The organism is Pseudomonas sp. OVF7 (assembly GCF_030644265.1).
Classification (GTDB): Bacteria; Pseudomonadota; Gammaproteobacteria; order Pseudomonadales; family Pseudomonadaceae; genus Aquipseudomonas; species Aquipseudomonas gorinensis.
The window spans coordinates 2,580,952-2,605,344 of the sequence record NZ_CP128996.1 but is presented as its reverse complement, the minus strand read 5'-3'; the positions used below and the strand labels follow the sequence as shown (position 1 = coordinate 2,605,344).

The 24,393-nt window shown below is 58.8% G+C and carries 18 protein-coding genes; 9 read left to right on the top strand and 9 right to left on the bottom strand.

What is annotated here, in order from left to right; all coding sequences use genetic code 11:
- Positions 1–75 precede the first annotated feature (75 nt).
- The 6 genes from QU606_RS11885 to QU606_RS11860 all read right to left on the bottom strand — a co-directional run bounded on the left by QU606_RS11885 (position 76) and on the right by QU606_RS11860 (position 11,081).
- Positions 76–1,473, bottom strand: a complete 1,398-nt coding sequence (locus QU606_RS11885) for an OprD family outer membrane porin (RefSeq protein ID WP_024073414.1) — start codon at positions 1,471–1,473, stop codon at positions 76–78.
- 171 nt (positions 1,474–1,644) lie between these two features.
- Positions 1,645–3,189 carry an ABC transporter substrate-binding protein gene (locus tag QU606_RS11880; RefSeq protein ID WP_370531113.1) on the bottom strand — a complete coding sequence of 515 codons (1,545 nt, stop codon included), beginning with the start codon at positions 3,187–3,189 and terminating at the stop codon, positions 1,645–1,647.
- 365 nt (positions 3,190–3,554) lie between these two features.
- On the bottom strand, positions 3,555–5,183 hold the full coding sequence (locus QU606_RS11875) for an ABC transporter substrate-binding protein (protein ID WP_024073416.1): 1,629 nt from the start codon (positions 5,181–5,183) through the stop codon (positions 3,555–3,557).
- 258 nt (positions 5,184–5,441) lie between these two features.
- Positions 5,442–7,043 (bottom strand): ABC transporter substrate-binding protein, encoded by a 1,602-nt coding sequence (locus QU606_RS11870; protein ID WP_069075192.1) that lies wholly within the window; start codon positions 7,041–7,043, stop codon positions 5,442–5,444.
- A 110-nt stretch (positions 7,044–7,153) separates the two neighbouring features.
- A complete protein-coding gene (locus tag QU606_RS11865) occupies positions 7,154–9,829 on the bottom strand; it encodes a dermonecrotic toxin domain-containing protein (protein ID WP_304998408.1) in 2,676 nt (891 codons plus the stop codon).
- Between the two features lie 538 nt (positions 9,830–10,367).
- Positions 10,368–11,081, bottom strand: a complete 714-nt coding sequence (locus QU606_RS11860; protein ID WP_024073419.1) for an SIMPL domain-containing protein — start codon at positions 11,079–11,081, stop codon at positions 10,368–10,370.
- 205 nt (positions 11,082–11,286) lie between these two features.
- Between QU606_RS11860 and QU606_RS11855 the strand changes: the two genes are divergently transcribed.
- The 4 genes from QU606_RS11855 to QU606_RS11840 all read left to right on the top strand — a co-directional run bounded on the left by QU606_RS11855 (position 11,287) and on the right by QU606_RS11840 (position 16,093).
- Entirely contained in the window at positions 11,287–12,549 is a 1,263-nt protein-coding gene (locus tag QU606_RS11855; protein ID WP_024073420.1) for an ATP-binding protein, read from the top strand.
- Positions 12,542–13,102: a response regulator transcription factor gene (locus QU606_RS11850; RefSeq protein ID WP_010565532.1), complete on the top strand. Its 561-nt coding sequence runs from the start codon at positions 12,542–12,544 to the stop codon at positions 13,100–13,102. The genes QU606_RS11855 and QU606_RS11850 overlap by 8 nt, the downstream gene beginning before the upstream one ends.
- 100 nt (positions 13,103–13,202) lie before the next feature.
- Positions 13,203–14,927, top strand: a complete 1,725-nt coding sequence (locus tag QU606_RS11845) for an ABC transporter ATP-binding protein/permease (RefSeq protein WP_024073421.1) — start codon at positions 13,203–13,205, stop codon at positions 14,925–14,927.
- 140 nt (positions 14,928–15,067) lie between these two features.
- Entirely contained in the window at positions 15,068–16,093 is a 1,026-nt protein-coding gene (locus QU606_RS11840) for an IS110 family transposase (RefSeq protein ID WP_024074122.1), read from the top strand.
- Positions 16,094–16,373: 280 nt separating this feature from the next.
- Here the strand turns inward: QU606_RS11840 and QU606_RS11835 are convergent, their stop codons facing one another.
- Complete coding sequence (locus tag QU606_RS11835; RefSeq protein WP_010568046.1) at positions 16,374–16,811, bottom strand: YhcB family protein; 438 nt, start codon at positions 16,809–16,811, stop codon at positions 16,374–16,376.
- Positions 16,812–16,958: 147 nt separating this feature from the next.
- Between QU606_RS11835 and QU606_RS11830 the strand changes: the two genes are divergently transcribed.
- The 3 genes from QU606_RS11830 to zapE all read left to right on the top strand — a co-directional run bounded on the left by QU606_RS11830 (position 16,959) and on the right by zapE (position 20,142).
- A complete protein-coding gene (locus QU606_RS11830; RefSeq protein WP_069075248.1) occupies positions 16,959–17,588 on the top strand; it encodes an alpha/beta hydrolase in 630 nt (209 codons plus the stop codon).
- Positions 17,589–17,612: 24 nt separating this feature from the next.
- Complete coding sequence (locus QU606_RS11825; RefSeq protein ID WP_069075249.1) at positions 17,613–18,968, top strand: tryptophan--tRNA ligase; 1,356 nt, start codon at positions 17,613–17,615, stop codon at positions 18,966–18,968.
- Between the two features lie 79 nt (positions 18,969–19,047).
- The gene (gene zapE, locus QU606_RS11820; protein WP_024073425.1) at positions 19,048–20,142 is read left to right on the top strand and encodes a cell division protein ZapE; all 1,095 of its coding nucleotides are present in this window, start codon (positions 19,048–19,050) and stop codon (positions 20,140–20,142) included.
- 112 nt (positions 20,143–20,254) lie between these two features.
- On the opposite strand, the gene QU606_RS11815 is transcribed toward zapE, so the two are convergent.
- A complete protein-coding gene (locus QU606_RS11815) occupies positions 20,255–21,175 on the bottom strand; it encodes a GlxA family transcriptional regulator (RefSeq protein WP_190300997.1) in 921 nt (306 codons plus the stop codon).
- A 220-nt stretch (positions 21,176–21,395) separates the two neighbouring features.
- Between QU606_RS11815 and QU606_RS11810 the strand changes: the two genes are divergently transcribed.
- Positions 21,396–22,532 (top strand): acyl-CoA dehydrogenase family protein, encoded by a 1,137-nt coding sequence (locus QU606_RS11810; RefSeq protein ID WP_024073427.1) that lies wholly within the window; start codon positions 21,396–21,398, stop codon positions 22,530–22,532.
- Positions 22,533–22,669: 137 nt separating this feature from the next.
- Here QU606_RS11810 and QU606_RS11805 read toward each other — a convergent pair whose 3' ends face one another.
- Positions 22,670–23,710 carry an NADP(H)-dependent aldo-keto reductase gene (locus QU606_RS11805; RefSeq protein WP_024073428.1) on the bottom strand — a complete coding sequence of 347 codons (1,041 nt, stop codon included), beginning with the start codon at positions 23,708–23,710 and terminating at the stop codon, positions 22,670–22,672.
- Positions 23,711–23,958: 248 nt separating this feature from the next.
- Here QU606_RS11805 and rplM point away from each other — a divergent pair, with 248 nt between their 5' ends.
- Entirely contained in the window at positions 23,959–24,387 is a 429-nt protein-coding gene (gene rplM / locus QU606_RS11800) for a 50S ribosomal protein L13 (protein ID WP_010568039.1), read from the top strand.
- Positions 24,388–24,393 lie beyond the last annotated feature (6 nt).

Below are 24,393 nucleotides of genomic sequence, written 5' to 3'. Positions count from 1 at the left end.
GCCCTCTGCAATCGATGGGACCAGACAAGCGTAGACGGCGGGCTCGGATTGAGCCCGCCGTCTACCTGGCGCTAATTAAAGGATGTTGAACGGGATGGTGGTGACCAGGCGGAACTCTTTGATGTTGCCATCCGCTTGTTGCGCGCTGGCGCGGTGAGTCACGTAGGTGCCACGGATGGTGGTGGCCTTGAGTGGGCCGCTCTGAATCGCGTAGGACGTGCCAACGCCGTATTCCTGGTGTTTCTCGCCGTCCATCAGGCGCAGGTCGCTACGCGAAGCGCCGGCTTCACCGTAGGCGGTACCGTTGTAGTGAGTACCGTCGATGCCCCAGCCGCGCGCCGAGTAGACGTTGAACTTCAGGCCTGGCACGCCGTATTCGGCCATGTTGATGGCGTAGGCGACCTGGAAGGACTTCTCGTTCGGGCTGTTGAAGTCCGAGGTCAGGGAGTTGGCCAGGTAGATGCCGTTGGTTTCGTGCAGGTAGTCGAAGTACTCGTCACCGTTAACTTCCTGGTACGAGAAGGTCAGGCTGTGAGCCTGGTGGGTCAGCCCCAGGGACAACGAGTAAGTGTCGTTGTCGATGTTGCCCATCTTCTTGCTGCCGGTGTCGGTGGTTTTGTAGTAGTTCAGGCCGGTGGTCAGTGCCAGGGTCTGTGCATCACCCAGTTCGTGGGTAGCGCCGAAGTAGTACTGGTTCCAGAAGTCTTCAACGTTGGCGGCGAACACGCTGGTTTTCAGGCTTTTGAACGGCTGGTAGTTGAAGCCCAGGGTTTTGACCTTGTCGGTTTCCTGGCCATTGCCGTACTCGGAACGGAATTTCGACAGGCTTTGTTCGGTACGCGGCGAAACGCGATCGAAGATGCCGCCCTGGAACGACAGGTTGCTGAACTCTTCACTGTTGAAACTCACACCTTCGAAGCTCGAAGGCAGGGCACGGTTGCCGATAGTGTCGACGATTCCGCTGCTGAAGTTCTGGCGACCGGCGGTCAAGGTGGTGTTGGACACGCGGAACTTGACGTTAGCCAAGCCCAGTTTGCTCCATTGGCCTACTGCATCACCGTCGGAGTCAGCCAGGGTACGGTTGGAACCGCCCTTGATATCACGCTTGCTACGGTCCAGGACTACAGCGTTGTAGGCCGCCACTTCGGTGGCCACGCCCACGGTGCCTTGGGTGAAGCCCGAGGAGTAGTTGAGAATGGTGCCTTGCACCCAGTTCGTGCGGTTGGCGTCAGTGCGTGCCTGACCGTGCTTCTCATAGGTAAAGCGCTGGCCGCGGAATTTCTTCTCGCTGGAGAACCAGTTGCGAGTGGTACCGCCCAGGCTTTGACCGTCGATAAAGCCTTTGGCTTCGCTTTGCGCGCTGGTGCCGGCCAGGGTGGTAGGCACGAAGTCCTGGCTCTGAGTGTCCGCATAGGCGGTGGCCGTGATGCTGCTGATGGCCAAGGCCAGAAGCGCTTTGCTGCTCAGTTTCATGGGTGAAGCTCCTTTGGTTCTCTTTTTTATGCCGGTCTTTTTAGGTGAACCGGCTATTGGGTGTGTAACTCGATCAAGCTATTGCAAACGTTTGCTGTAGGAAAATTCCCAAAACAAGGCTGCACGTTTGCGAGAGAGCCAACTTCGCTCTCTGCAAATCCGGTTATTTTTTTAGGGGGTGATACTGACGCCTGAGAACACGTTGCGGCCGAAGGGGCTCACTTTGAAACCTTCGACTTTGGCGCTTAACGGCTGGTTGACCGTCGAGTGGGCGACGGGCGTGATAGGCACCTGCGCTTTAAGCAGTTGCTGCGCCTGTTTGTACAGAACAGTCCTTTGTTCGCGGTCGGTGACGACCTTGGCTTGCTTGATCAGCTTGTCGTACGCCGGGTCACACCACATGGAGTAGTTGTTCCCGCCGATGGCGTCGCAGCTGTAGAGAGTGCCCAGCCAGTTGTCCGGGTCACCGTTGTCGCCGGTCCAGCCGATCAGGCTGATATCGTGCTCACCGTTCTTGGTGCGCTTGATGTATTCGCCCCACTCGTAGCTGACGATCTTGACCTTGAGGCCGATCTTCGCCCAGTCGCTTTGCAGCATCTCGGCCATCAGCTTGGCGTTGGGGTTGTACGGCCGCTGCACCGGCATCGCCCACAGGGTGATCTCGGTGCCTTCCTTCACGCCGGCGGCCTTGAGCAGTTCCTTGGCTTTTTCCGGGTTGTAGGCGGCGTCCTTGATGCTGTCGTCGTAGGACCACTGGGTCGGCGGCATGGCGTTGACTGCCAATTGCCCCGCGCCCTGGTACACGGCATTGAGGATGCTCTGCTTGTTCACTGCCATGTCCAGCGCCTGGCGCACTTCAAGCTGGTCGAACGGCTTGTGGCGCACGTTGTAGGCGATGTAGCCGAGGTTGAAACCGGGCTTGGTCAGCAGTTTCAGGTTCGGGTCGGCCTTGAGGGCGTCGACATCGGCCGGACGCGGATGCAGGGTGACCTGGCATTCCCCGGCCTTGAGCTTTTGCACGCGCACCGAGGCGTCGGTGTTGATGGCGAAAATCAGTTGGTCCAGCTTGACCTTGCTCGGGTCCCAGTACTGTTTGTTGGCCACAAAGCGGATCTGCGAGTCTTTCTGGTAGCGCTGGAATACAAAGGGCCCAGTGCCGATCGGCTTCTGGTTGATGTCGCTGGGCTTACCGTCCTTGAGCAACTGCTCGGCGTATTCGGCCGACAGGATGGCGGCAAAGCTCATGGCGATGTTCTGCACGAACGCGGCGTCGATCGTGTTGAGCGTCATCACCACGGTGTGTGGGCCGGTCTTCTCGACCTTGGCGATGTTCTTGTTCAGGCTCATCCCGTTGAAGTACGGAAACTCGGTGGGGTAGGCCTTGCGAAACGGATGGTCGGGGTCAAGCATGCGGTTGAAGGTGAACAGCACGTCGTCGGCGTTGAAGTCTCGCGTTGGCTTGAATTCCTTGTTGCTGTGGAATTTCACCCCTTCGCGCAGATGGAAGGTGTAGGTCAGGCCGTCTTCGGAAACCTCCCACTTGGTCGCCAGGCCAGGCACCACGTTGGTCTCGCCCTTTTCAAACTCGACCAGCCGGTTGTACAGCGGCTCGGCGGCATCGTTGTCGGTGGCGGCGGTGTATTGCGCGGTGTCGAACCCTGCCGGGCTGCCTTCGGAGCAGAACACCAGGCTCTTCTTGTCGGCGGCTTGGCCCATCGTGGCCACAGCCAGCAGGCTGGTGCCAAAAATTGCGGATAGAACGGTGGTATGGCGCATGACGATCCCGATCCTTGTTTGTAGTTGTCATCAGCGAGCAATCCCCCGGGCTTTCGGCCAGGGAGACATCACTGATCCCACTCGCAGCAAGTGCCTTTCCGAATTAGATGCCTCTGCTGTCCTACGACGTTATGGGTCGCGGACTTCGCAGTAAATGCGTCAAATCTGACTGACCTTGTAGGCAACGGAGTCGCAAATCGCAGTTCGTTACCGTAGGACGGCAGCGATTGCGAATGTGGTCTGTTTCCTACGGTCCAGGCGGATGTAATAACGGCGACGTTCTGAAACGCCGCCGCCAGTGATCCTTACTTGCCGCTTACGCTCACGCCGTAGAAGGAGTTCAAGCCAAACGGGCTGATCTTGAAGTCCTGCACGGAGTTGCGCATGGGTTGATACACCGTCGAGTGCGCGATAGGTGTCATCGGGACTGCATCTTTGAGGATATGTTGCGCCTGCTTGTACAGCTCGGTGCGTTTGGCGACATCCGATGTGGCCTTGGCTTCTTTGACGATGCCGTCGAATTTCTTGTCGCACCATTTGGAGAAGTTGTTACCGGCCAGCGAATCACAGCCGAACAGCACGTTCAGCCAGTTGTCCGGGTCACCGTTGTCGCCGCTCCAGCCAATGATCATGGCCTGGTTCTCGCCGCCTTTGGAGCGCTTGATGTACTCGCCCCATTCGTAGCTGGTGATCTTGACCTTCAGGCCGATCTTGGACCAGTCGTTCTGCAGCATTTCAGCCATCAGCTTGGCATTCGGGTTGTACGGACGCTGAACCGGCATGGCCCACAGGACGATCTCGGTACCTTCCTTGACGCCGGCTTCCTTGAGCAGCGCTTTGGCTTTCTCCGGATCGTACTTGGCATCCTTGATGGTGGTGTCGTAGGACCATTGAGTCGGTGGCATGGCGTTGACGGCCAGTTGACCGGCGCCCTGGTAGACGGAGTCGATGATCTGCTGCTTGTTCACCGACATGTCCAGCGCCTGGCGCACGCGCAGGTCTGCCAGCGGGTTAGGCTGGTCGCTGCCCTTGATCTTGTCCATGACGTTGTAAGCAACGTAACCCAGGTTGAAACCGGCCTGGTGCGGCAGTTTCAGGTCCTTGTCTTCGCCCAGCGCCTTGAGGTCGGCCGGACGTGGGAACAAGGTGATCTGGCATTCGTTTTTCTTGAGCTTCTGGATGCGTACCGATGGGTCGGTGGTGATGGCGAAGATCAGGTTGTCGATCTTGACGTCTTCAGGCTTCCAGTAGTCCTTGTTGCCGGTGTAACGGATGTTCGAGTCTTTCTGGTAGCTCTTGAACACGAACGGGCCAGTGCCGATCGGCTTCTGGTTGATGTCCGGGGCTTTGCCTTCCTTCAACAGTTGGGCGGCGTATTCAGCCGACTGGATCGACGCGAAGCTCATCGCCAGGTTTTGGATAAAAGCGGCGTCCACGGTGCCAAGGGTGAACTTGACGGTGTGGTCATCGATTTTCTCGATGTTCTTGATGTTGGTGTCCATCCCCATGTCCGTGAAGTACGGGAATTCGGTGGGGTAGGCTTTACGGAATGGATCGTCTTTATTGATCATCCGGTTGAAGGTGAACAGTACGTCGTCAGCCGAGAATTCACGAGTGGGCTTGAAGTACGGGGTGGTGTGGAACTTGACGCCTTCGCGCAAATGGAAGGTATACGTCAGGCCATCCGGGGACACGTCCCAGCTGGTGGCCAGGCCAGGAATCACAGCGGTGCCGCCGCGTTCGAACTGGCTCAGGCGGTTGAACATGGTTTCGGCCGAAGCATCGAAGTCTGTTCCGGTGGTGTACTGGCCTGGATCGAAACCGGCCGGGCTCCCTTCGGAGCAGAACACCAGGTTAGTTGCCGCATGGGCAAAGGGGGCGGCGGCCATAAGGCCAGCGCTCACTAATAACGGAAGGACTGCGTGTTTAAGCATGTTGGCCTCATGATTTGTTGTCATTTTTGGTGGTGAGGGCGACCTCGTGAGTCGGCCTGCGGATACTTATGCAGGGGCCATACCCATTGCAAGATGCTGAACGGTTGCAAGCGGCAAAGAGTGGTACGAACGTACACGAATGTCGCAATTATGAAAGTTTTGACACAAATGGGCATGTTTAGAGGGTTTTTTCGGTGCGCAAGGCGCACCAAAAAGACCCATATGGCGCGCCTGGCGCACCCGGTTGGGGCGCGGCTGTTACTTATCTAGACTCACGCCGTAGAAAGGTGTCAATCCAAACGGGCTGATCTTGAAGTCGCGCACTTCTTTTCGCAGGGGTTGGAAAACCGTCGAGTTTGCAATAGGCGTTATAGGTACTTGTTCCTTAAGGATTTTTTGTGCTTGCTGATACCACTTTATGCGCTGCTCGCGATCGCTGCTGAGTTTGGCTTGCTGGACAAGTTTGTCGTAGGCCGGGTTACACCATTTGGCGTAGTTGCTGCCCTTGACCGCAGCACAACTGTAGAGCACGCCGAGCCAGTTATCCGGGTCGCCGTTGTCGCCGGTCCAGCCGTAAATCATCGCATCGTGCTCACCATTCTTGGCGCGCTTGATGTATTCGCCCCATTCATAACTGACGATGTTGGCCTTGATGCCGATCTTGTCCCAGTCCTGCTGGATCATTTGCGCCGACATGCGCGCATTCGGGTTGGACGCCCGTTGCACGGTCATGGCCCACAGGTTGATGGTCGTACCTGGTGCAACCCCTGCTTCTTTTAGTAGCGCCCGAGCCTTGGTCGGATCGTAGGGGGCGTCCTTGATGGTCGGGTCATAAGACCACTGCGCCGGTGGCAAGGCGTTCTGCGCCAATTGTCCGGCGCTTTGGTAAACGGCCTTGATGATCGCGGGTTTGTCGATAGCCATGTCCAGGGCCTGGCGCACCTTGAGCTGGTCCAGCGGCGGGTGGGTCACGTTGTAGGCCAGGAAGCCCAGGTTGAAACCGGCTTGCTGTAGCACGCGCAGGTTGGGGTCCTGTTTCATCACCTCGATGTCGGCGGGGCGCGGATAGCCACTGACCTGGCATTCGCCGGCCTTGAGTTTCTGCAGGCGTGACGCGGCATCCGGGGTGATGGCGAATACCAGGTTGTCGAGCTTCACATCCTCGGGCTTCCAATAGTGCTTGTTGGCCACATAGCGAATCTGCGAGTCCTTCTGGTAGCGCTTGAACACAAACGGCCCGGTGCCTACCGGCTTCTGGTTGATGTCTTCGGCCTTGCCTTCCTTCAGCAATTGAGCCGCGTACTCGGCGGACTGCACCGAGGCGAAACTCATCGCCAGGTTTTGTACGAAGGCGGCGTCGACATTGTTCAGGTTGAAGCGCACGGTGTGCTCGTCGAGTTTGTCGACGCTCTTGATCGTGGTGTTCAGGCCCATGTCGGTGAAGTACGGTGACTCGGAGGGGTAAGCCTTGCGAAACGGGCTGTCGGCGTCCAGCAAGCGGTTGAAGGTGAACAGCACGTCATCGGCGTTGAAGTCGCGGGAAGGCGTGAAGAAATCGGTGGTGTGGAACTTGACGCCATCGCGCAGGTGGAAGGTGTAGGTCAGGCCGTCTTTGGACACCTCCCAACGGGTCGCCAGGCCGGGCTCGACTTCGGTGCCGCCGCGCTTGAACTGGGTCAGGCGGTTGAACACGGTTTCCGCCGAGGCATCAAAATCGGTGCCGCTGGTGTACTGGCTGGGGTCGAAACCGGCGGGGCTGGCTTCGGAGCAGTAGACCAACGTGCTGGCGGCCTGGGCCAGCGGCATAAAGGCCAGCAGGCCAGCGGCGAGGAGCAGTGGTTTTAAGGTGATTCTTTCCATGGAGACTCCTGAAGTGGCAGGCATACAAAGTTGCCCAGACAAAAAAACGGCGGTCACCGAGGTTACCGCCGTTCAGGCTTTTCAGGTCAGTCGAGAACGTTCTATCGTTATTACCCTACCGACAGTTGCAGGCGGGAATTCGAGGGACCTTCAATTTTGAATCGATCACCTTCTGCCCCGTTGCTCTTGCGGATCTTGAAAGTGCGCGTCGATGAGATGTCCATATCCTTGATGGGCTCGAGCTCAGCGGAGTCTGTATCAGTCAGCTTCCACTTGGCAGAGATCGTGACGTCGGCGTCTCCGGCCGCCGGGTTGTAGTCGATGAGAAAGTGACGGTCACCCGCACTGGTCAAGTAGTTGTCCTTGAGCAGGGGGGGACCCAGCTCCTGCCACGTGGACGCTGCTGCTCCCTGGTGGGCAACTTCGGAAATCCGCGCGCGCAGTTCTGGATCGGGCACTGCTTGTTCAAATTTGGCGAGGTTGTCTCGCAGGAAGCTGTCCTCCAGGTTTGCAGGTGGATTTTCAAAGCTGGCCTTGAGTTTGTTGAAGTCCATTTCAATTTCGTTTGCGCCAACGCGCAGCGTATAGGGGCTACGGTGCAGGTCTTTGATGAAGTTCGGCGCGTACTCGCCGGCCCCGAACTCTGACGGGATTGCCCTTTCGGAGTCTGACACCGAATACACGCCGTCATTGGCCGCCCAATCGATCTTCAGCCTACGCTTGATCTCGCTACCTTGTTCATAGTGCTCACTGGAAAAAGTGAAGTTGGTTTTTGTGTCGGCATTGACGTACTTGTCAAAGATTTTTGCCCCTGCCATCTGGGTGCCATCTACTTCAACAAACTGACTCGAAACGCTGGGGACTTTGTTCAGGACTTCATCCTGGGTCGGTGCTGGGATCTTTTTTTTCCATGGCCACTCGCGGGCACCTCCTGGGCCGATACCCGGTGCCCACTCACCATCGCCGGTGGAATGCACGGTCATCACCGGCTTGCGGGTTTGTGGGTCGATGATCTGAACGTAGTCGTCGTGCAGTTTGAAGTCGCTTCTGATCTCGTAGACCTTGGGCATACCCGTAGCGTCGGTGTAGCGGATGAACCACCGGTCTGCGCCGGAAGCATCTTTAAGCTGATGCATGCCTTTTGCATTTGCCTGCAAGCCTTCAATAACGCGTTCGCCATCCGGGATTGCATAGGCGCTGATATCGGCGGCCTGGGACGGGCGGAGACGGTTGGCAACGTTTTCCTCGGCGCGGGGCTTGATGTCGACGGGCTTTTCCGGGATTTCGCGTGAGGGTGGCGATAGTTCTTCTGCGGCATTCGCTGCGACGACTTCGCCCTCGGCGGCACCGGTGACCAGTTTGCTGGCGCCATGGACGACGCTAGGCAGTGCATTCAGCACACCGAACACAATATGGTCTGCGCCGCCTTGCTTGCCATGCTTGAGGTCGTCGGCGCCAACCCCGGCCTCCACTGCGCCGGCGGCAGCGTAAAACACCTCCAGCCCTATCGCCACTTCTGGCATGACCATGGCCAGCGGGGTCATCATCAAGGCGATTTTGCTGGTGTTCTCCAGCACTTCCAGGAGGGTGGCTTTGGTGACGTCGCCGTCCGTGGTGATCTCGGTTTCGGCGTCGGCGTATGAGCGTTCTTTCTGCCGCTGGGTCATGACCGCGAACGGGTCGCCGGACAGTGGTTCGGTGGTGATGAATTGTTGCGGATCGAATTCGTTCAGCCGTTCGAGAGGCCCGGCATCGGGTGCATTTTTTTTGGTCCAGCCGCTGACACCGACCAACGTTTGATTGACGCCTTCGGAGAAGAAACGATCAGCCTGGTCGCGCAAGCGGAAGTGCATCGATAGCGCTTCACGCTTGACCGGGTCGTCAGCCTGTTCAGCCAGCCATGTCTTCATCCGGGCGTGGCTGTCGAACGTATGAATCGGCGAGGAGTTTCCCGGGATGTACAGCAACGTACGGTTGATGGGGGTGCCGTCGTCACCCAATTGGGGCTTCTTGTCGGTGATGTAGAGCAAGTCCGTGGACTTGAAGCCGTTGATACTCAACAGCCCTACTTCCACATCGGGGTCTTTGCGGGTGGCGGGGGCCAGATCGTCCAGTTTCAGACGCTCCCAAGTGGTATTCGACGGCAGGCCGGCGGCGCGCATGACCAGGTCGGTATCACTTGCCTTCAAACTGTTGTTCTCAAATTGCCGCAGGGCAGCACCCACCAGGGATGCTTTGCTCATTTGTTCGTATTTGCTTTGATGGGCAGGCCAAAAGCTATTCAGGAAGTCGGTGTAGGGTTTGCTCCGTTCGGTGTTCCACACGATCTCCCGGAAGGCGGCTGGGGGCTCGCGCAGCAGGTTTGTAGCGCCATAAACCTCCCTCTGGCCGGGGGCCGCCCCGACAAAGATGCCTTCGTAGGTCTTCTGCGGCTGCGCCAGCGGGTCAATCTTATTCTCCAGCACCGACAAAGGGTTCAACGGCGCCATCCGGTTGAGCCAGGTGTGCAGGGTCGACCGCTGTTTTTCGGACTCCGTCTGGTGTTCGTCTTTCTTATTGGCGCGCTGTACGTTATGTAACGCGGCTTTGGTCAGCGATATCTTGTTTAAGACTTTGCCACCCCTGGGTTTTGGCTGCTTGGGGTCGTAGTTCAACGTGACAATAAACGTGTTATCAGGATCAATGTCCTTGCGCCACCGTGTTTTCAACTCGGCCTTGATAATTTCAGCGGTACTTTGGCTCGGCGTTTTAAAACCTTCAGTGGCTTTAGCGATGTATTTATCCACCCCTGGGTTATACGGTAGACCGGGGATCAGTGTTTGGTGATGGTGTTTTCTCCTTGGGCTTTTTTGCCGGGGTGCATGTTCTGTGTTATTGCGGGAAGGCTGGGTGGCGAGCTCTGGTGAGGTGCGAGGCCCATTTGGCATGGATGTCGGAAGAGTGTTTGAGGCAGATGTAATCATTCGGTATCGATCTCCGTAAATTAGCCTCCCTGGCGATTATGTGTTCGATACTTGCGTGGAAAATGATCGTACTGACGTTCCTGCTTTTGGCTTTGTTCTCGTTACACATGGTTGCGGCTGACATCTACTGAAAAGACCTGGCGGCTGATTGCATGACTTCGTCGGATAAAGGCGCGTATTCAGCGTGCGGTAGGGGGGGAGAATGAAGAGGCGTGTAATGCGCCATGTGTTCTGATTTATGAAGTTACGGCTGCACCGATAAAAAAGGCGCGTCCTCAAGGCCGCGCCAGATGCCAATCCGTCAGAGAACGGGTTCGGTACTCAGTGAGTTTTCAGGAACCCGTTTGCTTCAGTCAGTACTTTATTGTTGCAGCACTTCGATCACGCCATCGGCGGTCATGCTGACCTGGCTGGTGCCGGCTTCTACTTCAGGGGTAGGGGCCGAATCGGCCAGGGCACCTTTCATCATCATCCCGGCACGGGCGTAAGGCATGGGGTAACCATTGGTGTTGAGGTTCAGGTTGACGATCTTGTAGCCCTTGCCGCCCAGTGCATCGGTGGCCAACTGTGCGCGTGCCTTGAATGCGGTGACCGCTTCCTTGAGCAGCGCATCTTCACTGGACTTGCGCGTGGCGTCGGCGATGGTGAAATCCATGTTTTCCATCTTCAAGGTGTTCAGCAGTTCGCCGGTGAGCTTGGACAGCGCCGGGAAGTCCGCGCTCTCCAAGCGCAACGCGGCGCGTTCACGCCAGCCGGTGATCTTCTGGTTCTTGTTGTCGTAGATCGGGTAGCTGTTGCGGCTGCCCTGGCGCAGGGTCACGCCTTTGACTTCGCGGGCCTGGTCGAGGGCCTTGTTCAGGGTGGTAGTGATTTCGGCAGCGAGCTTGGCCGGGTCGCTGTTCTGGGATTCGGTGTACAGCGTGACGATCATCTTGTCGCGGGCCACCTCCTGGCTGACCTCGGCGCGCAGGGCAATCTGGTTGTAATGCAGCTCATCGGCGGCCATGGCCTGAAGGCTGGCGAGGCTGCCGACGCTGAGGGTGACGATGGCTGCACTGCGAATGAAACGAGACATGGAAGCTCCTTAGGGGGGGTCGTATCGGTATGACTGTAGACGGTCACGTTGGGTTCTTCGGGTTTACACATTAGCTACAGGTTGGGGCGCTGCCGACGAACGGTCATTTGCCCGCCCTGCGTCAAAGAGCCACACACGCCGTGTCGGCGGTGCTGCTTCGTTTATACTCCTGCCGATCCGCCTGCAGCGCTCATCGGGAGAGCTCATGCTCGCCGCCGTAAAACTGACTTCCGCCACTCGCCAGAACCTCTGGCGCCTGACGTTCATTCGTACCCTGGTGCTGGCCGCGCAGGCCGGCTCCGTCGGGCTCGCCTATTGGTTCGACCTGCTGCCTCTGCCGTGGCTGCAATTGGGCGTGACCCTGTGCTTTTCCACCGTGCTGTGTGTGTTCACCGCGATCCGGCTGCGCACCACCTGGCCGGTGACCGAACTCGAATACGCGCTGCAACTGGCCTGCGACCTGTTTATCCACAGTGTGTTGCTTTATTTCTCGGGCGGTTCCACCAACCCGTTCGTTTCGTATTACCTGGTGCCACTGACCATCGCCGCCGTGACCTTGCCGTGGCGCTATTCGGTGGTGCTGTCGGGCATCGCGCTGACCCTGTACACGCTGTTGCTGGCGCAGTTCTACCCCTTGCAGACCTTCCCCATTGCACGGGAAAACCTGCAGATCTACGGGATGTGGCTGAGCTTCGCGTTGTCCGCTGCGGTTATCACCTTCTTCGCTGCGCGCATGGCCGAAGAACTGCGCCGTCAGGAAGAGTTGCGCGCCATCCGCCGCGAAGAGGGCCTGCGCGACCAGCAACTGCTGGCCGTCGCCACCCAGGCCGCGGGTGCCGCCCATGAGCTGGGCACGCCGCTGGCGACCATGAGCGTGCTGCTCAACGAAATGACCCAGGACCATCACGACCCGGCGCTGCAAGAGGATCTCGGCGTACTGCGCGAACAGGTCAAGCAGTGCAAGCAGACCTTGCAGCAACTGGTGCGTGCTGCCGAAGCCAATCGCCGCCTGGCGGTGGAGATGCAGGACGTGACCCAGTGGCTCGACGAAGCCCTGAACCGCTGGCACCTGATGCGCCCCGAAGCCAGTTACCGTTTCCACCTGTTGGGCCAGGGCAGTGTGCCGCGCATGGCGCCGCCGCCGGACTTGACCCAGGCCTTGCTCAACTTGTTGAACAACGCTGCCGATGCCTGCCCCGAGGGCCTGGAAGTGCAACTGGATTGGGATGTGGACGACCTTACGATCAGTATTCGCGACCACGGCGCCGGTGTGCCGCTGGCTATTGCCGAGCAGATCGGCAAACCTTTCTTTACCACCAAGGGCAAAGGCTTCGGCCTCGGCCTGTTTTTGAGCAAGGCCAGCGTGACCCGCGCGGGCGGCTCAGTGAAGCTCTATAGTCATGAGGAAGGTGGCACGCTCACCGAGCTGCGCCTGCCCCGTGTCGCACGAGGAGATATCGATGAGTGACGAGATCCAAGTCGAAGGCGAAGAACTGCCGCACCTGTTGCTGGTAGATGACGACGCCACGTTTACCCGCGTGATGGCACGCGCCATGAGCCGTCGCGGCTTCCGTGTCAGCACCGCAGGCTCCGCCGAAGAAGGCCTGGCCATCGCCCAGGCCGACTTGCCGGACTACGCCGCGCTCGACCTGAAGATGGACGGCGACTCGGGCCTGGTGCTGCTGCCCAAGCTGCTGGAGCTCGACCCGGAAATGCGCGTGGTGATCCTCACCGGTTACTCCAGCATCGCCACCGCCGTCGAGGCGATCAAGCGCGGCGCTTGCAACTACCTGTGCAAACCCGCCGACGCCGACGACGTGCTGGCCGCCTTGCTCTCCGAGCATGCCGACCTCGATACCCTGGTGCCGGAAAACCCCATGTCGGTGGATCGCCTGCAATGGGAGCACATCCAGCGTGTGCTGACCGAGCACGAAGGCAACATCTCCGCCACCGCTCGCGCCCTTGGCATGCACCGCCGCACCCTGCAACGCAAGCTGCAGAAACGTCCGGTACGGCGCTGAACGAAGTCTGAACAATCTGCTTCAGGCTGCACGGCGCCCTGAACCGATCGTCTATGATCGGTTCAAACGCCTGTCATGTTTTTCCTACCGAGCCTGAACAATGAATCAGAACGCTGAGTACTCCGCGGTCAATGACGCGGTGCGTGGGCAGTTTTTCCGCCGAACCTGGGCGATGATCACGCCCTATTGGCGCAGTGAAGAGAAGGGCAAGGCCTGGTTGTTGCTGGCGGTGGTGATTGGCCTGTCGCTGTTCAGCGTGGCGATATCGGTATGGCTCAACCACTGGTACAAAGACTTCTACAACGCCCTGGAAAATAAGGATACCGCCGCCTTCTGGCAACAGATCATCTATTTCTGCGGTATCGCCACGGTGGCGATTCTCGGCGCGGTCTACCGCCTGTACCTGACCCAGATGTTGACCATTCGCTGGCGTGCCTGGCTCACCGAAAAGTATTTCGCGCGTTGGCTCAGCCACAAGAACTACTACCAGTTGGAGCAGGGCGGCTATACCGATAACCCGGACCAGCGGATTTCCGAAGACCTCAACAGCTTCACCTCCAATACCTTGAACCTGGGCCTGGGGCTGCTACGCAATGTGGTCAGCCTGGTGTCGTTCTCCATCATCTTGTGGGGCGTGTCGGGCAGCATTGAAGTGTTCGGTATCACCATCCCCGGCTACATGTTCTGGTGCGCGTTGGTCTACGCCGGTGTCGGCAGTTGGTTGACCCACTTGATCGGTCGACGCTTGATCGGCCTGAGCAACCAGCAACAACGGTTTGAGGCGGACTTGCGTTTCTCCATGGTGCGGGTGCGGGAGAATGCCGAGAGTATCGCCTTGTACAACGGCGAGCCTAACGAAAACCAGCGCTTGAGTGCGCGGTTCGGCAAGGTCTGGCATAACTTCTGGGACATCATGAAAGTGTCCAAGCGCCTGACGTTCTTCACCGCCGGCTATGAGCAGATCGCCACCGTGTTTGCGTTCATTGTGGCTGCACCGCGCTACTTCTCCGGCAAGATCGAGTTGGGCGAGCTGATGCAAATCAACTCGGCGTTCGGCAACGTGCAGGGTAATTTCAGTTGGTTTATCACGGCCTACGCCGACCTGGCCAGCTGGCGTGCGACCAGTGATCGTCTGCTGAGCTTCCAGCAGGCCATGAGCGAGAACGAGCAACGCCCTGCGGCCATCGATGTGCAGCCCCAAGGCGAACGCCTGGTGGTGCAGGGCCTGGGGATGGACCTGGCCGACGGCCGTCATTTGCTCACCGACGCCGACATGACCGTGGAACCGGGCGAGCGGGTGATGCTCAGTGGGCGATCGGGCAGTGGTAAAAGTACCTTGCTGCGTGCGATGGGCCACTTGTGGCCAGCCGGCCATGGCAGCATTCGCCTGCCGGCCAAGCGCTACCTGTTCCTGCCGCAGAAGCCCTACCTGCCGATTGGTACGCTCAAGGATGTGTTGAGTTATCCACAGGACGACAGCGTGTACCCGGCAGAACGTTATGCACAGGTCCTGGAAACCTGCCGCCTGCCGCACCTGGTCGCTCGCCTCGATGAAGCCAACCACTGGCAACGGATGCTCTCGCCGGGCGAGCAACAGCGCCTGGCCTTTGCCCGCGCGTTGTTGTTCGCGCCGCAATGGCTGTACATGGATGAAGCGACTTCGGCCATGGATGAAGAGGATGAAGCCACGTTGTATCAGGCGGTGATCGATGAGCTGCCTGGATTGAGCATCGTCAGCGTCGGCCATCGCAGTAGCCTCAAGCGCTTCCATGGGCGGCATGTGCGGATCGAAGGCGGGTTGTTGCAGGAGCAACCCGTGTCCTGAGGCAGGGCGCGATCACTGCAGAGCGAGGCCCAACAAAAAGCCCGGCTGATCATCGATCAGCCGGGCTAATGAGATGGTCACCCCCACACCCTGCGAGGGCTACGCTTTCGCAGGGTGTTTTGTTTTTGGAGGCCATCATCATGAGCGAGTCAGCGCTGATCGGGATCGATCTCGGCAAACATAATTTCCACCTTCTGGGCCAAGACAAATCGGGCCGCGAGGTGTTTCGCAAAAAGCTCTCGCGAGCGCAGATGATGCGGTTCTTCGGCAACTTGCCGAGCTGCGTCGTGGTAACGGAAGCCTGTGCCGGCTCTCACTTCATCGCCCGTCAGCTTGCGGCGATGGGGCATACGACCAAGTTGATTTCACCGCAGTTTGTCCGCCCTTTCGTCAAGGGCAACAAAAATGACTTTATCGACGCAGAGGCCATTTGCGAGGCGGCTTCCCGTCCGTCCATGCGCTTCGTTACGCCTAAAACCGAGTCTCAGCAAACCCTGTCTGTCCTGCATCGCATGCGCGAGTCGTTGGTGCATGACCGCACCAAGACAGCCAATCAGATGCACGGTTTCCTGCTGGAATTTGGCATCAGCCTGCCCAAAGGCTCAGCCATCATGAAGCGTTTGGCAGCTGTTTTGGCCGAGCATGAGCTGCCTGTGCGGCTGACAGTGCTGTTGCAACGCCTGCACGATCACTTCGTTTACCTGGATGAACAGATCAAGGAACTGGACAAACAACTGGCTTGCCAGCTGGCCGACGATGATCTGGGGAGCCGTTTGCTTAGCATGCCGTGTGTCGGTCCGATCACCGCCAGCCTTCTGGCTGTAGAAATGGGCGATGGCAAGCAATACCGATGCAGTCGCGATTTTGCGGCTTCAGTGGGCTTGGTGCCGCGACAGTACAGCACGGGCGGCAAAGCCAATTTGTTGGGGATCAGCAAGCGGGGTGACAAGCACCTGCGGCAACTGCTGGTGCAATGCTCCAGGGTTTACATGCAGAGGCTGGATCATCAGAAGGGGGCTTTGGCCGACTGGGTGCGAGCGCTGCTGCGCCGACGACACTCGAATGTGGTGGCCTGTGCCCTGGCCAACAAACTGGCGCGTATCGCTTGGGCGATAGCGGCTCACCATGCGCAATATGAAGCAGGGCCAGACGCCTTGAACGCCTGACCCTGCGGTTGTTGCAGTACCACAATTCACCCTTCAGGTTTTGCGATAGCTGAACAACGGATGACGTGAACGGCCTACCGGCCTGGCGAAGATCCTGACATAAAAATCGGCTTCAGAAGCCGACGGGCTTTTAAGGATCGTCAGGCGCGACTCTCATCGTGGCGCTGGGGCAAGCCCCAAACAGACGCCGGATAGATTTAAGCAAGCCAACCACATCGCCCGTTAATCAGTATTGCAAAAATGGGGGGGACCATAGATTTTTTACAGCGCTCGAAAAGGCTTACTTCTTCAAGCCGTAATGCTCATCCAGCATGCCTGGGGCGTTCGGCGTCTTTGGCGCGTAGTCCCGTGGCGGCTCCTGGTTTTCCCGTGGCGGGGTCAGGCGCTCCCGTGGGGTTTGCGGTGCATCGGAATGCAGCGCGGCCAGCAGGCGCTGACGGGTGATGTCGTCGAGTGCCAGGCGGTTGGCGCCATCGGCGAGGTGATCCTGTACTTCCTGGTAGCTCTGGGTGAGCTTCTTGACCAGGGTCGCGGTGGTGTTGAAGTGGGTAACAACCTCGTTCTGATAACTGTCAAAACGTTCCTGGATGTCATCCAACTGACGCTGCGTGCGGTTAGGCGCGGCATTCGGCAGAAGGCGAGCAACCAGGAATCCAATGGCGACACCGGCAACCAGGGCAAGAGTCGGCAACAACCAAACTAAGAGCGAGTGTTCCACGAGTCCTTCCTCTATAAACGGCTTTGCTTTACGTTAACGGCTCGGACCTGCGCTGTATACCGCGATTAAGCTCGCAATGATGCCATGCACAGACTTTTAGCTAGACGAGTCGACCCCTTGAGAGGTCACGGAGTTCATTCCTTGCTCATGCGTGAAACCCCCGTTTTGATCGATGGCCCAGTAGGCCAGTTGGAAGCCTTGTACCTGGATCACCCCGAGCCACGTGGCCTGGCGCTGATCTGCCACCCTAACCCGGTACAGGGTGGGACCATGCTCAATAAAGTCGTATCGACCCTGCAACGCACTGCCCGCGATGCCGGTTTGATTACTTTGCGTTTTAATTACCGTGGCGTGGGTGCCAGCGCCGGCACGCACGATATGGCCACCGGTGAAGTCGATGATGCCGAAGCGGCCGCCGCCTGGCTGCGAGAAAAACACCCGGACCTGCCGATCACCTTGCTTGGGTTTTCTTTCGGTGGTTATGTGGCGGCCAGCCTGGGCGGTCGCCTGGAAGCCAAGGGCGAAAAGCTCGCGCACCTGTTCATGGTCGCCGCGGCAGTGATGCGCTTGCGTGATACTGACGTGTTGCCTCAAGGCTGCCCATTGACCCTGATCCAGCCGGAAACCGACGAAGTGGTCGACCCGCAGACCGTCTACGATTGGTCCGCCGCCCTGAAACGTCCCCATGAGCTGCTGAAAGTGGCAGAATGCGGACACTTTTTTCATGGCAAGCTGACCGATCTCAAGGATCTGGTACTGCCGCGCCTCTCGAATTGATAGCAGTCTGACAAGCGATTACCCATGACGACTCGTACCCGTATCCTCACCGGCATCACCACCACTGGCACGCCGCACCTGGGCAACTACGCCGGTGCGATTCGCCCGGCGATCCTCGCCAGCCAGGACGCCAATGCTGATTCCTTCTACTTCCTGGCCGACTACCACGCCCTGATCAAGTGCGATGACCCGCAGCGAATCCAGCGCTCGCGCATGGAAATCGCCGCGACCTGGCTGGCCGGTGGCCTGGACGTGGACCGGGTGACTTTCTATCGCCAGTCCGACATCCCGGAAATCCCCGAGTTGACCTGGCTGCTGACCTGCGTTGCCGCCAAGGGCCTGCTCAATCGCGCCCATGCCTACAAGGCGTCGGTGGACAAGAACGTGGAAACCGGCGAAGACCCGGATGCGGGCATCACCATGGGCCTGTACAGCTACCCGGTGCTGATGGCGGCGGACATCCTGATGTTCAATGCACACAAGGTGCCGGTGGGACGCGACCAGATCCAGCACGTGGAGATGGCGCGCGACATCGGCCAGCGCTTCAACCACCTGTTCGGCAACGGCAAGGAGTTCTTCACCATGCCCGAGGCGTTGATCGAGGAAAGCGTCGCCACGTTGCCGGGCCTGGATGGCCGCAAGATGTCGAAGAGCTACGACAACACCATCCCGTTGTTCACCAGCGCCAAGGACATGAAGGACGCCATTTCGCGGATCGTCACCGACTCCCGCGCGCCCGGCGAAGCCAAGGACCCGGACAACTCTCACTTGTTCACCCTCTACCAGGCGTTTGCCAGCAAGGCCCAGGAAGAAGCGTTCCGCGCTGAACTGCTGCAAGGCCTGGGCTGGGGCGAGGCGAAGAATCGTCTGTTCCAGCTGCTGGACGGCCAGTTGGGCGAAGCCCGCGAGCGCTATCACCAGTTGATGGCGCGACCGTCGGATATGGAAGACCTGCTGCTGGTGGGAGCCAAGAAAGCCCGCGCCGTGGCCGCGCCGTTCCTCGCCGAGTTGCGTGAGGCGGTGGGCCTGCGTTCTTTCGTGAACCAGGCCGCGGCACCTGTGAGCACCAAGAAGAAAGCGGCGAAAGCCGCGCGTTTCGTCAGCTTCCGTGAAGACGACGGCAGCTTCCGGTTCCGCTTGCTGGCGGCTGATGGCGAGCAGTTGCTGCTGTCGCGCAACTTTGCTGACGGCAAGGCCGCCGGCGCGGTGACCAAACAACTGCAGAGCGGTAACGCGCTGGATATACGCACCGAAGCCCTGGGTTTCAGCGTATGGCTGGACGGCGCCGCAGTGGCCGACAGCGCGTCATTTGCCGACGACGCAGCGCGTGATGCCGCCATCGAAGCCTTGCGCGTCGCGTTGACCCCCCTCGAGGATTAACCCGACCAAGGGTTGATTGCCATTATCCAGGGCCGTCGTTACAGTGACGGCCCGTTTTTGTTGCCTTGCTAACGAAATTATGACGCCCCTAGAACGATATCAAGCTGATCTGAAACGCCCCGAGTTCTTCCACGACGCTGCCCAGGAAACGGCGGTGCGTCATTTGCAGCGCCTGTATGACGACCTGGTCGCGGCCTCGCAAAGCAAGCCTGGGATGCTCAGCAAGCTGTTTGGCAAGAAAGACCGCACGCCGGTCAAGGGCCTGTACTTCTGGGGTGGCGTGGGCCGGGGCAAGACGTACCTGGTGGACACCTTCTTCGAAGCGCTGCCGTTCAAGGAAAAGGTCCGGACGCACTTCCACCGCTTCATGAAGCGCGTGCACGAAGAGATGAAAACCCTACCGGGCGAAAAAAACCCGCTGACCATCATCGCCAAGCGGTTCTCCGAAGAAGCGCGGGTGATCTGCTTCGACGAGTTCTTCGTCTCCGACATCACCGACGCCATGATCCTTGGCACGCTGATGGAAGAACTGTTCAAGAACGGCGTGACCTTGGTCGCGACGTCGAACATCGTGCCCGACGGTTTGTACAAGGACGGTCTGCAACGTGCGCGTTTCCTGCCGGCCATTGCGCTGATCAAGCAGAACACCGATATCGTCAACGTCGACAGCGGTGTCGACTACCGCCTGCGGCACCTTGAGCAAGCCGAGCTGTTCCACTTCCCGCTGAACGACGCGGCGCACGAAAGCCTGCGCAAAAGCTTCCGAGCCCTCACGCCGGAATGCACCCAGGCGGTGGAAAACGATAAGTTGATCATCGAAAACCGTGAAATCATTGCGCTGCGCACCTGTGATGACGTGGCCTGGTTCGATTTCCGCGAGCTGTGCGACGGCCCGCGCAGCCAGAACGACTACATCGAGCTGGGCAAGATCTTCCATGCGGTGATCCTGAGCGGCGTGGAGCAGATGAGCGTCACCACCGACGACATTGCGCGGCGCTTTATCAACATGGTCGACGAGTTCTATGACCGTAACGTCAAGTTGATCATCTCGGCGGAAGTCGAGCTCAAGGACCTCTACACCGGCGGCCGCTTGAACTTCGAATTCCAGCGCACCTTGAGCCGCTTGCTGGAAATGCAGTCCCACGAGTTCCTGTCGCGGGCGCACAAACCCTAGGACCGACACCGTAAAAAATGTGGGAGGGGGCTTGCCCCCGATAGCGGTCTTTCAGTAACAGATGCACTGACTGATCCACCGCTATCGGGAGCAAGCCCCCTCCCATATTTGCTTACGCAGCCTGTTGGAACTGCTGGCGGTACTGGTTCGGCGACAGCTCGGTGTGCTGCCTGAACAACCGCGCAAAGAAACTCGCGTCGTCGTAACCCACCTCATAACTGATGGTCTTGATGCTCTTGCGGCTGCCCGAGAGCAAGCCCTTGGCAGTCTCGATGCGCAGGCGTTGCAGGTAATGCAGCGGCTTGTCGCCGGTAGCGGTCTGGAAGCGGCGCATGAAGTTGCGGATGCTCATCCCGTGTTCCCGGGCGACGTCCTCGAAGCGGAACTTATCGGCGAAGTGTTCTTCGAGCCAGTGCTGGATCTGCAGGATGATCACGTCCTGGTGCAGTTTCTGCCCGCCGAAACCGATACGCCCCGGCGCATAGCTGCGCTGTACTTCGTAGAGGATGTCCCGGGCCACGGCCTGGGCGATGTTGGCGCCGCAGAAGCGTTCGATCAAATAGATGTAGAGGTCGCAGGCCGAAGTGGTGCCGCCGGCGCAGTAGAGGTTGTCGGCGTCGGTGAGGTGCTTGTCCTGGTTGAGCTGGACCTGGGGGAAGCGTTCGCTGAAGGCATTGAAGAACCGCCAGTAGGTGGTCGCCTCCTTGCCATCGAGCAAACCGGCCTCGGCCAGCCAGAACACTCCAGTGGCCTCGCCGCAGAGTACGGCGCCACGGGCATGTTGTTCGCGCAGCCACGGCAGCACTTGCGGGTAGCGTGTGCACAGGGTGTCGAAGTCATCCCAGAAGGCCGGCAGCACGATGATGTCGGCATCTTCGAGGCCGCCGTCCACCGGCATGATCACATCACTGAAGCTGCGCACCGATTGTCCATCGGGGCTGACCAGGCGCGTTTCAAACCCTGGCGTCAGGCCCAGGCCTTGTTGCTTGCCGTAACGCAGGCTGGCGAGGTGGAAGAAGTCCTTGGCTTGCATGAGGGTTGAAGCGAACACCCGATCAATGGCCAAAATGCTGACGCGCCGCAGGGGCGTGGAGATTTGGTTAGACATAATTTCATTTATTCTTATAGGGGAAAGTGGTCACCAGACGGCTGGATCGTCTTATTTTTTGTCGCATGTGTCCAGTGTCCCGTGACGCCTTCGCGGCATAGGCTCTGTGGTTCGTCTTTGTCCGACAATCCACGCAGGTGACTCCATGATCCCCAGAACGTTGTTCAGCCCGGAACACGAACTCTTCCGCCAGAGCGTGCGCACCTTCCTTGAAAAAGACGCCGCGCCGTTCCATGGGCAATGGGAGAAACAGGGTTACATCGACCGCAAGCTGTGGAGCAAGGCGGGGGAGGCGGGGATGCTGTGTTCCCATCTACCGGAAGCATACGGCGGCCTGGGCGCGGACTTTCTCTACAGTGCGGTGGTGATCGAAGAGATCAGCCGCCTGGGGCTGACCGGTATCGGTTTTTCCCTGCATTCGGACATTGTCGCGCCGTACATCCTGCATTACGGCAGCGAGGCGTTGAAGCACAAATACCTGCCCAAATTGATCTCCGGCGAGATGGTCACGGCCATCGCGATGACCGAGCCGGGCGCCGGGTCCGATCTGCAAGGGGTCAAGACCAGCGCCGTTTTGGACGGTGATGAATACGTGATCAACGGCTCCAAGACCTTTATCACCAATGGCTTTCTCGCCGATCTGGTCATTGTGGTCGCCAAGACCGACCCCAAGGCCGGCGCCAAGGGCACCAGCCTGTTTGTGGTCGAGGCTGATACACCGGGCTTCGATAAGGGCAAGCGCCTGGAGAAAGTCGGCATGAAGGCCCAGGACACCTCGGAGTTGTTCTTCCAGGACGTGCGGGTGCCCAAGGAAAACCTGCTGGGCCAGGCGGGCATGGGCTTCGCTTATTTGATGCAGGAGCTGCCCCAGGAACGCTTGACCGTCGCGATTGGAGCGCTGTCGTCAGCCGAAGCGGCATTGCAATGGACGCTTGACTACACCCGAGAGCGCAAAGCCTTCGGCAAGGCGATTGCCGACTTCCAGAACACCCGGTTCAAGCTGGCGGAGATGGCCACCGAGATTCAGATCGGCCGGGTATTCGTAGACAAATGCATGGCGCTGCACCTGGAGGGCAAGCTCGATGTGCCGACGGCGGCGATGGCCAAGTACTGGGCCACGGACCTGCAATGCAAGGTGCTCGACGAGTGCGTGCAACTGCACGGTGGCTATGGGTTCATGTGGGAATACCCGATTGCCCGGGCCTGGGCGGATGCGCGGGTGCAGCGGATTTATGCCGGGACCAATGAAATCATGAAAGAGATCATTGCGCGGGCGCTTTGATTTTTTGCGGGTCTTGAATGCGTCATCGGGGGGCAAGTCGAATCGTCGCACCGCCCCTCCCACACTTGGAATGCATTCCAATGTGGGAGGGGCGGTGCGACGATTCGACTTGCCCCCGATAGCGCTCTACAGATCAATCAAGGCGCCGGATTCGGATGATCCTTCTGAATCGCCTCAATCCCTTCCAGTACGTCCTTCGACAGCTTCAGATCGGCACTGGCGATGTTGCTGTCCAGTTGCTCCAGCGACGTTGCGCCAATAATGTTGCTGGTCACGAACGGCTGTTGCGTCACAAAGGCCAGGGCCATTTGCGCCGGGTCCAGGCCGTGTTCGCGGGCCAGTGCCACATAACGGCTGCACGCCGCTTCCGACTGTGGATTGAAGTAGCGGCTGAAGCGGCTGTATTCCGTCAGGCGCGCTTTTGCCGGGCGCGCGCCACCTTCGTACTTGCCACTGAGCATGCCGAACGCCAGGGGTGAATAGGCCAGCAGACCGCATTGTTCACGAATGGCGATTTCCGCCAGGCCCACTTCAAAGCTGCGGTTAAGCAGGTTGTAGGGGTTCTGGATCGACACCGCGCGGGTCCAGCCGCGCGCTTCGGCCAGGGCCAGGAACTTCATGGTGCCCCACGGGGTTTCGTTGGACAGGCCGATGTGACGGATTTTGCCGGCCTTCACTTGTTCGTCCAGTGCTTCGAGGGTCTCTTCCAGCGGCGTCAGGTCGTCTTCGTCCTTGTGCTTGTAGCTCAGTTGGCCGAAGAAGTTGGTGCTGCGCTCTGGCCAGTGCAATTGGTAGAGGTCGATCCAGTCGGTCTGCAGGCGCTTGAGGCTGGCATCCAGGGCTTCGACGATGTGCCTGCGGTTATGGCGCAGGTGGCCACCGCGGATGTAGTCGATGGTGTTGCCGGGGCCGGCGACCTTGCTGGCGAGGATCCAGTCGGCACGGTCGCCGCGGCTCTTGAAGTAATTACCGATGTACCGCTCGGTGGTGGCGTAGGTATCGGCCTTGGGCGGCACCGGGTACATTTCGGCGGTGTCGAGGAAGTTGATCCCTGCGGCCTTGGCCCGTTCGATCTGTGCAAAGGCCTCTGCCTCGCTGTTCTGCTCACCCCAGGTCATGGTGCCCAAGGCTATCGCGCTCACGTTCAGATCGGTCCGGCCCAGCTGTCGATAATCCATCGGGTACTCCTTCAGGGAAAACAATCATAAAAGCAGGTTGAATTTTTTTTCGCAATCTGCATAATTGCCCACCTCTTTCTGCAGTGGAAGTGATGCGCCGCCTGCCGAAGAATCTTGCCGTTGAACGGACGCGCCGACCCGAGCCCCCGATAGCGTCTGTATCCGGCTGCCTTTGACTTGTCAAAGTACGCACTATTCAGTAAGATCCGCCGTCTAATTTACAGGGCGGCCCCTGAGGCTATTAAAGAATGACAACTTTTACTGCAAAACCGGAAACAGTTCAGCGCGACTGGTTTGTCGTCGACGCCGCTGGTCAGACTCTGGGTCGTCTGGCCACTGAAGTCGCCAGCCGTCTGCGTGGCAAGCACAAGCCTGAGTACACTCCTCACGTTGATACCGGTGACTACATCGTGATCATCAACGCTGAGCAGGTACGTGTTACCGGCAACAAAGCGCAAGACAAAATGTACTACCGTCACTCCGGTTTCCCAGGCGGCATCAAGTCTTCCAATTTCGAAGGCCTGATCGCTAAGAAGCCTGAGGCCCCGATTGAAATCGCGGTTAAAGGCATGCTGCCGAAGGGCCCACTGGGTCGCGATATGTTTCGCAAGCTGAAAGTCTATGCGGGCGCTGCTCACCCTCATGCTGCTCAGCAGCCCCAAGAACTGAAGTTTTAACGGAAT

Bases quoted from the DNA above. Each gene is read 5' to 3' on its own strand.
- QU606_RS11885 (WP_024073414.1), bottom strand. From the start codon at position 1,473: ATGAAACTGAGCAGCAAAGCGCTTCTGGCCTTGGCCATCAGCAGCATC.
- QU606_RS11880 (WP_370531113.1), bottom strand. From the start codon at position 3,189: ATGGGCCAAGCCGCCGACAAGAAGAGCCTGGTGTTCTGCTCCGAAGGC.
- QU606_RS11875 (WP_024073416.1), bottom strand. From the start codon at position 5,183: ATGCTTAAACACGCAGTCCTTCCGTTATTAGTGAGCGCTGGCCTTATG.
- QU606_RS11870 (WP_069075192.1), bottom strand. From the start codon at position 7,043: ATGGAAAGAATCACCTTAAAACCACTGCTCCTCGCCGCTGGCCTGCTG.
- QU606_RS11860 (WP_024073419.1), bottom strand. From the start codon at position 11,081: ATGTCTCGTTTCATTCGCAGTGCAGCCATCGTCACCCTCAGCGTCGGC.
- QU606_RS11855 (WP_024073420.1), top strand. From the start codon at position 11,287: ATGCTCGCCGCCGTAAAACTGACTTCCGCCACTCGCCAGAACCTCTGG.
- QU606_RS11850 (WP_010565532.1), top strand. From the start codon at position 12,542: ATGAGTGACGAGATCCAAGTCGAAGGCGAAGAACTGCCGCACCTGTTG.
- QU606_RS11845 (WP_024073421.1), top strand. From the start codon at position 13,203: ATGAATCAGAACGCTGAGTACTCCGCGGTCAATGACGCGGTGCGTGGG.
- QU606_RS11840 (WP_024074122.1), top strand. From the start codon at position 15,068: ATGAGCGAGTCAGCGCTGATCGGGATCGATCTCGGCAAACATAATTTC.
- QU606_RS11830 (WP_069075248.1), top strand. From the start codon at position 16,959: ATGCGTGAAACCCCCGTTTTGATCGATGGCCCAGTAGGCCAGTTGGAA.
- QU606_RS11825 (WP_069075249.1), top strand. From the start codon at position 17,613: ATGACGACTCGTACCCGTATCCTCACCGGCATCACCACCACTGGCACG.
- zapE (WP_024073425.1), top strand. From the start codon at position 19,048: ATGACGCCCCTAGAACGATATCAAGCTGATCTGAAACGCCCCGAGTTC.
- QU606_RS11815 (WP_190300997.1), bottom strand. From the start codon at position 21,175: ATGCAAGCCAAGGACTTCTTCCACCTCGCCAGCCTGCGTTACGGCAAG.
- QU606_RS11810 (WP_024073427.1), top strand. From the start codon at position 21,396: ATGATCCCCAGAACGTTGTTCAGCCCGGAACACGAACTCTTCCGCCAG.
- QU606_RS11805 (WP_024073428.1), bottom strand. From the start codon at position 23,710: ATGGATTATCGACAGCTGGGCCGGACCGATCTGAACGTGAGCGCGATA.
- rplM (WP_010568039.1), top strand. From the start codon at position 23,959: ATGACAACTTTTACTGCAAAACCGGAAACAGTTCAGCGCGACTGGTTT.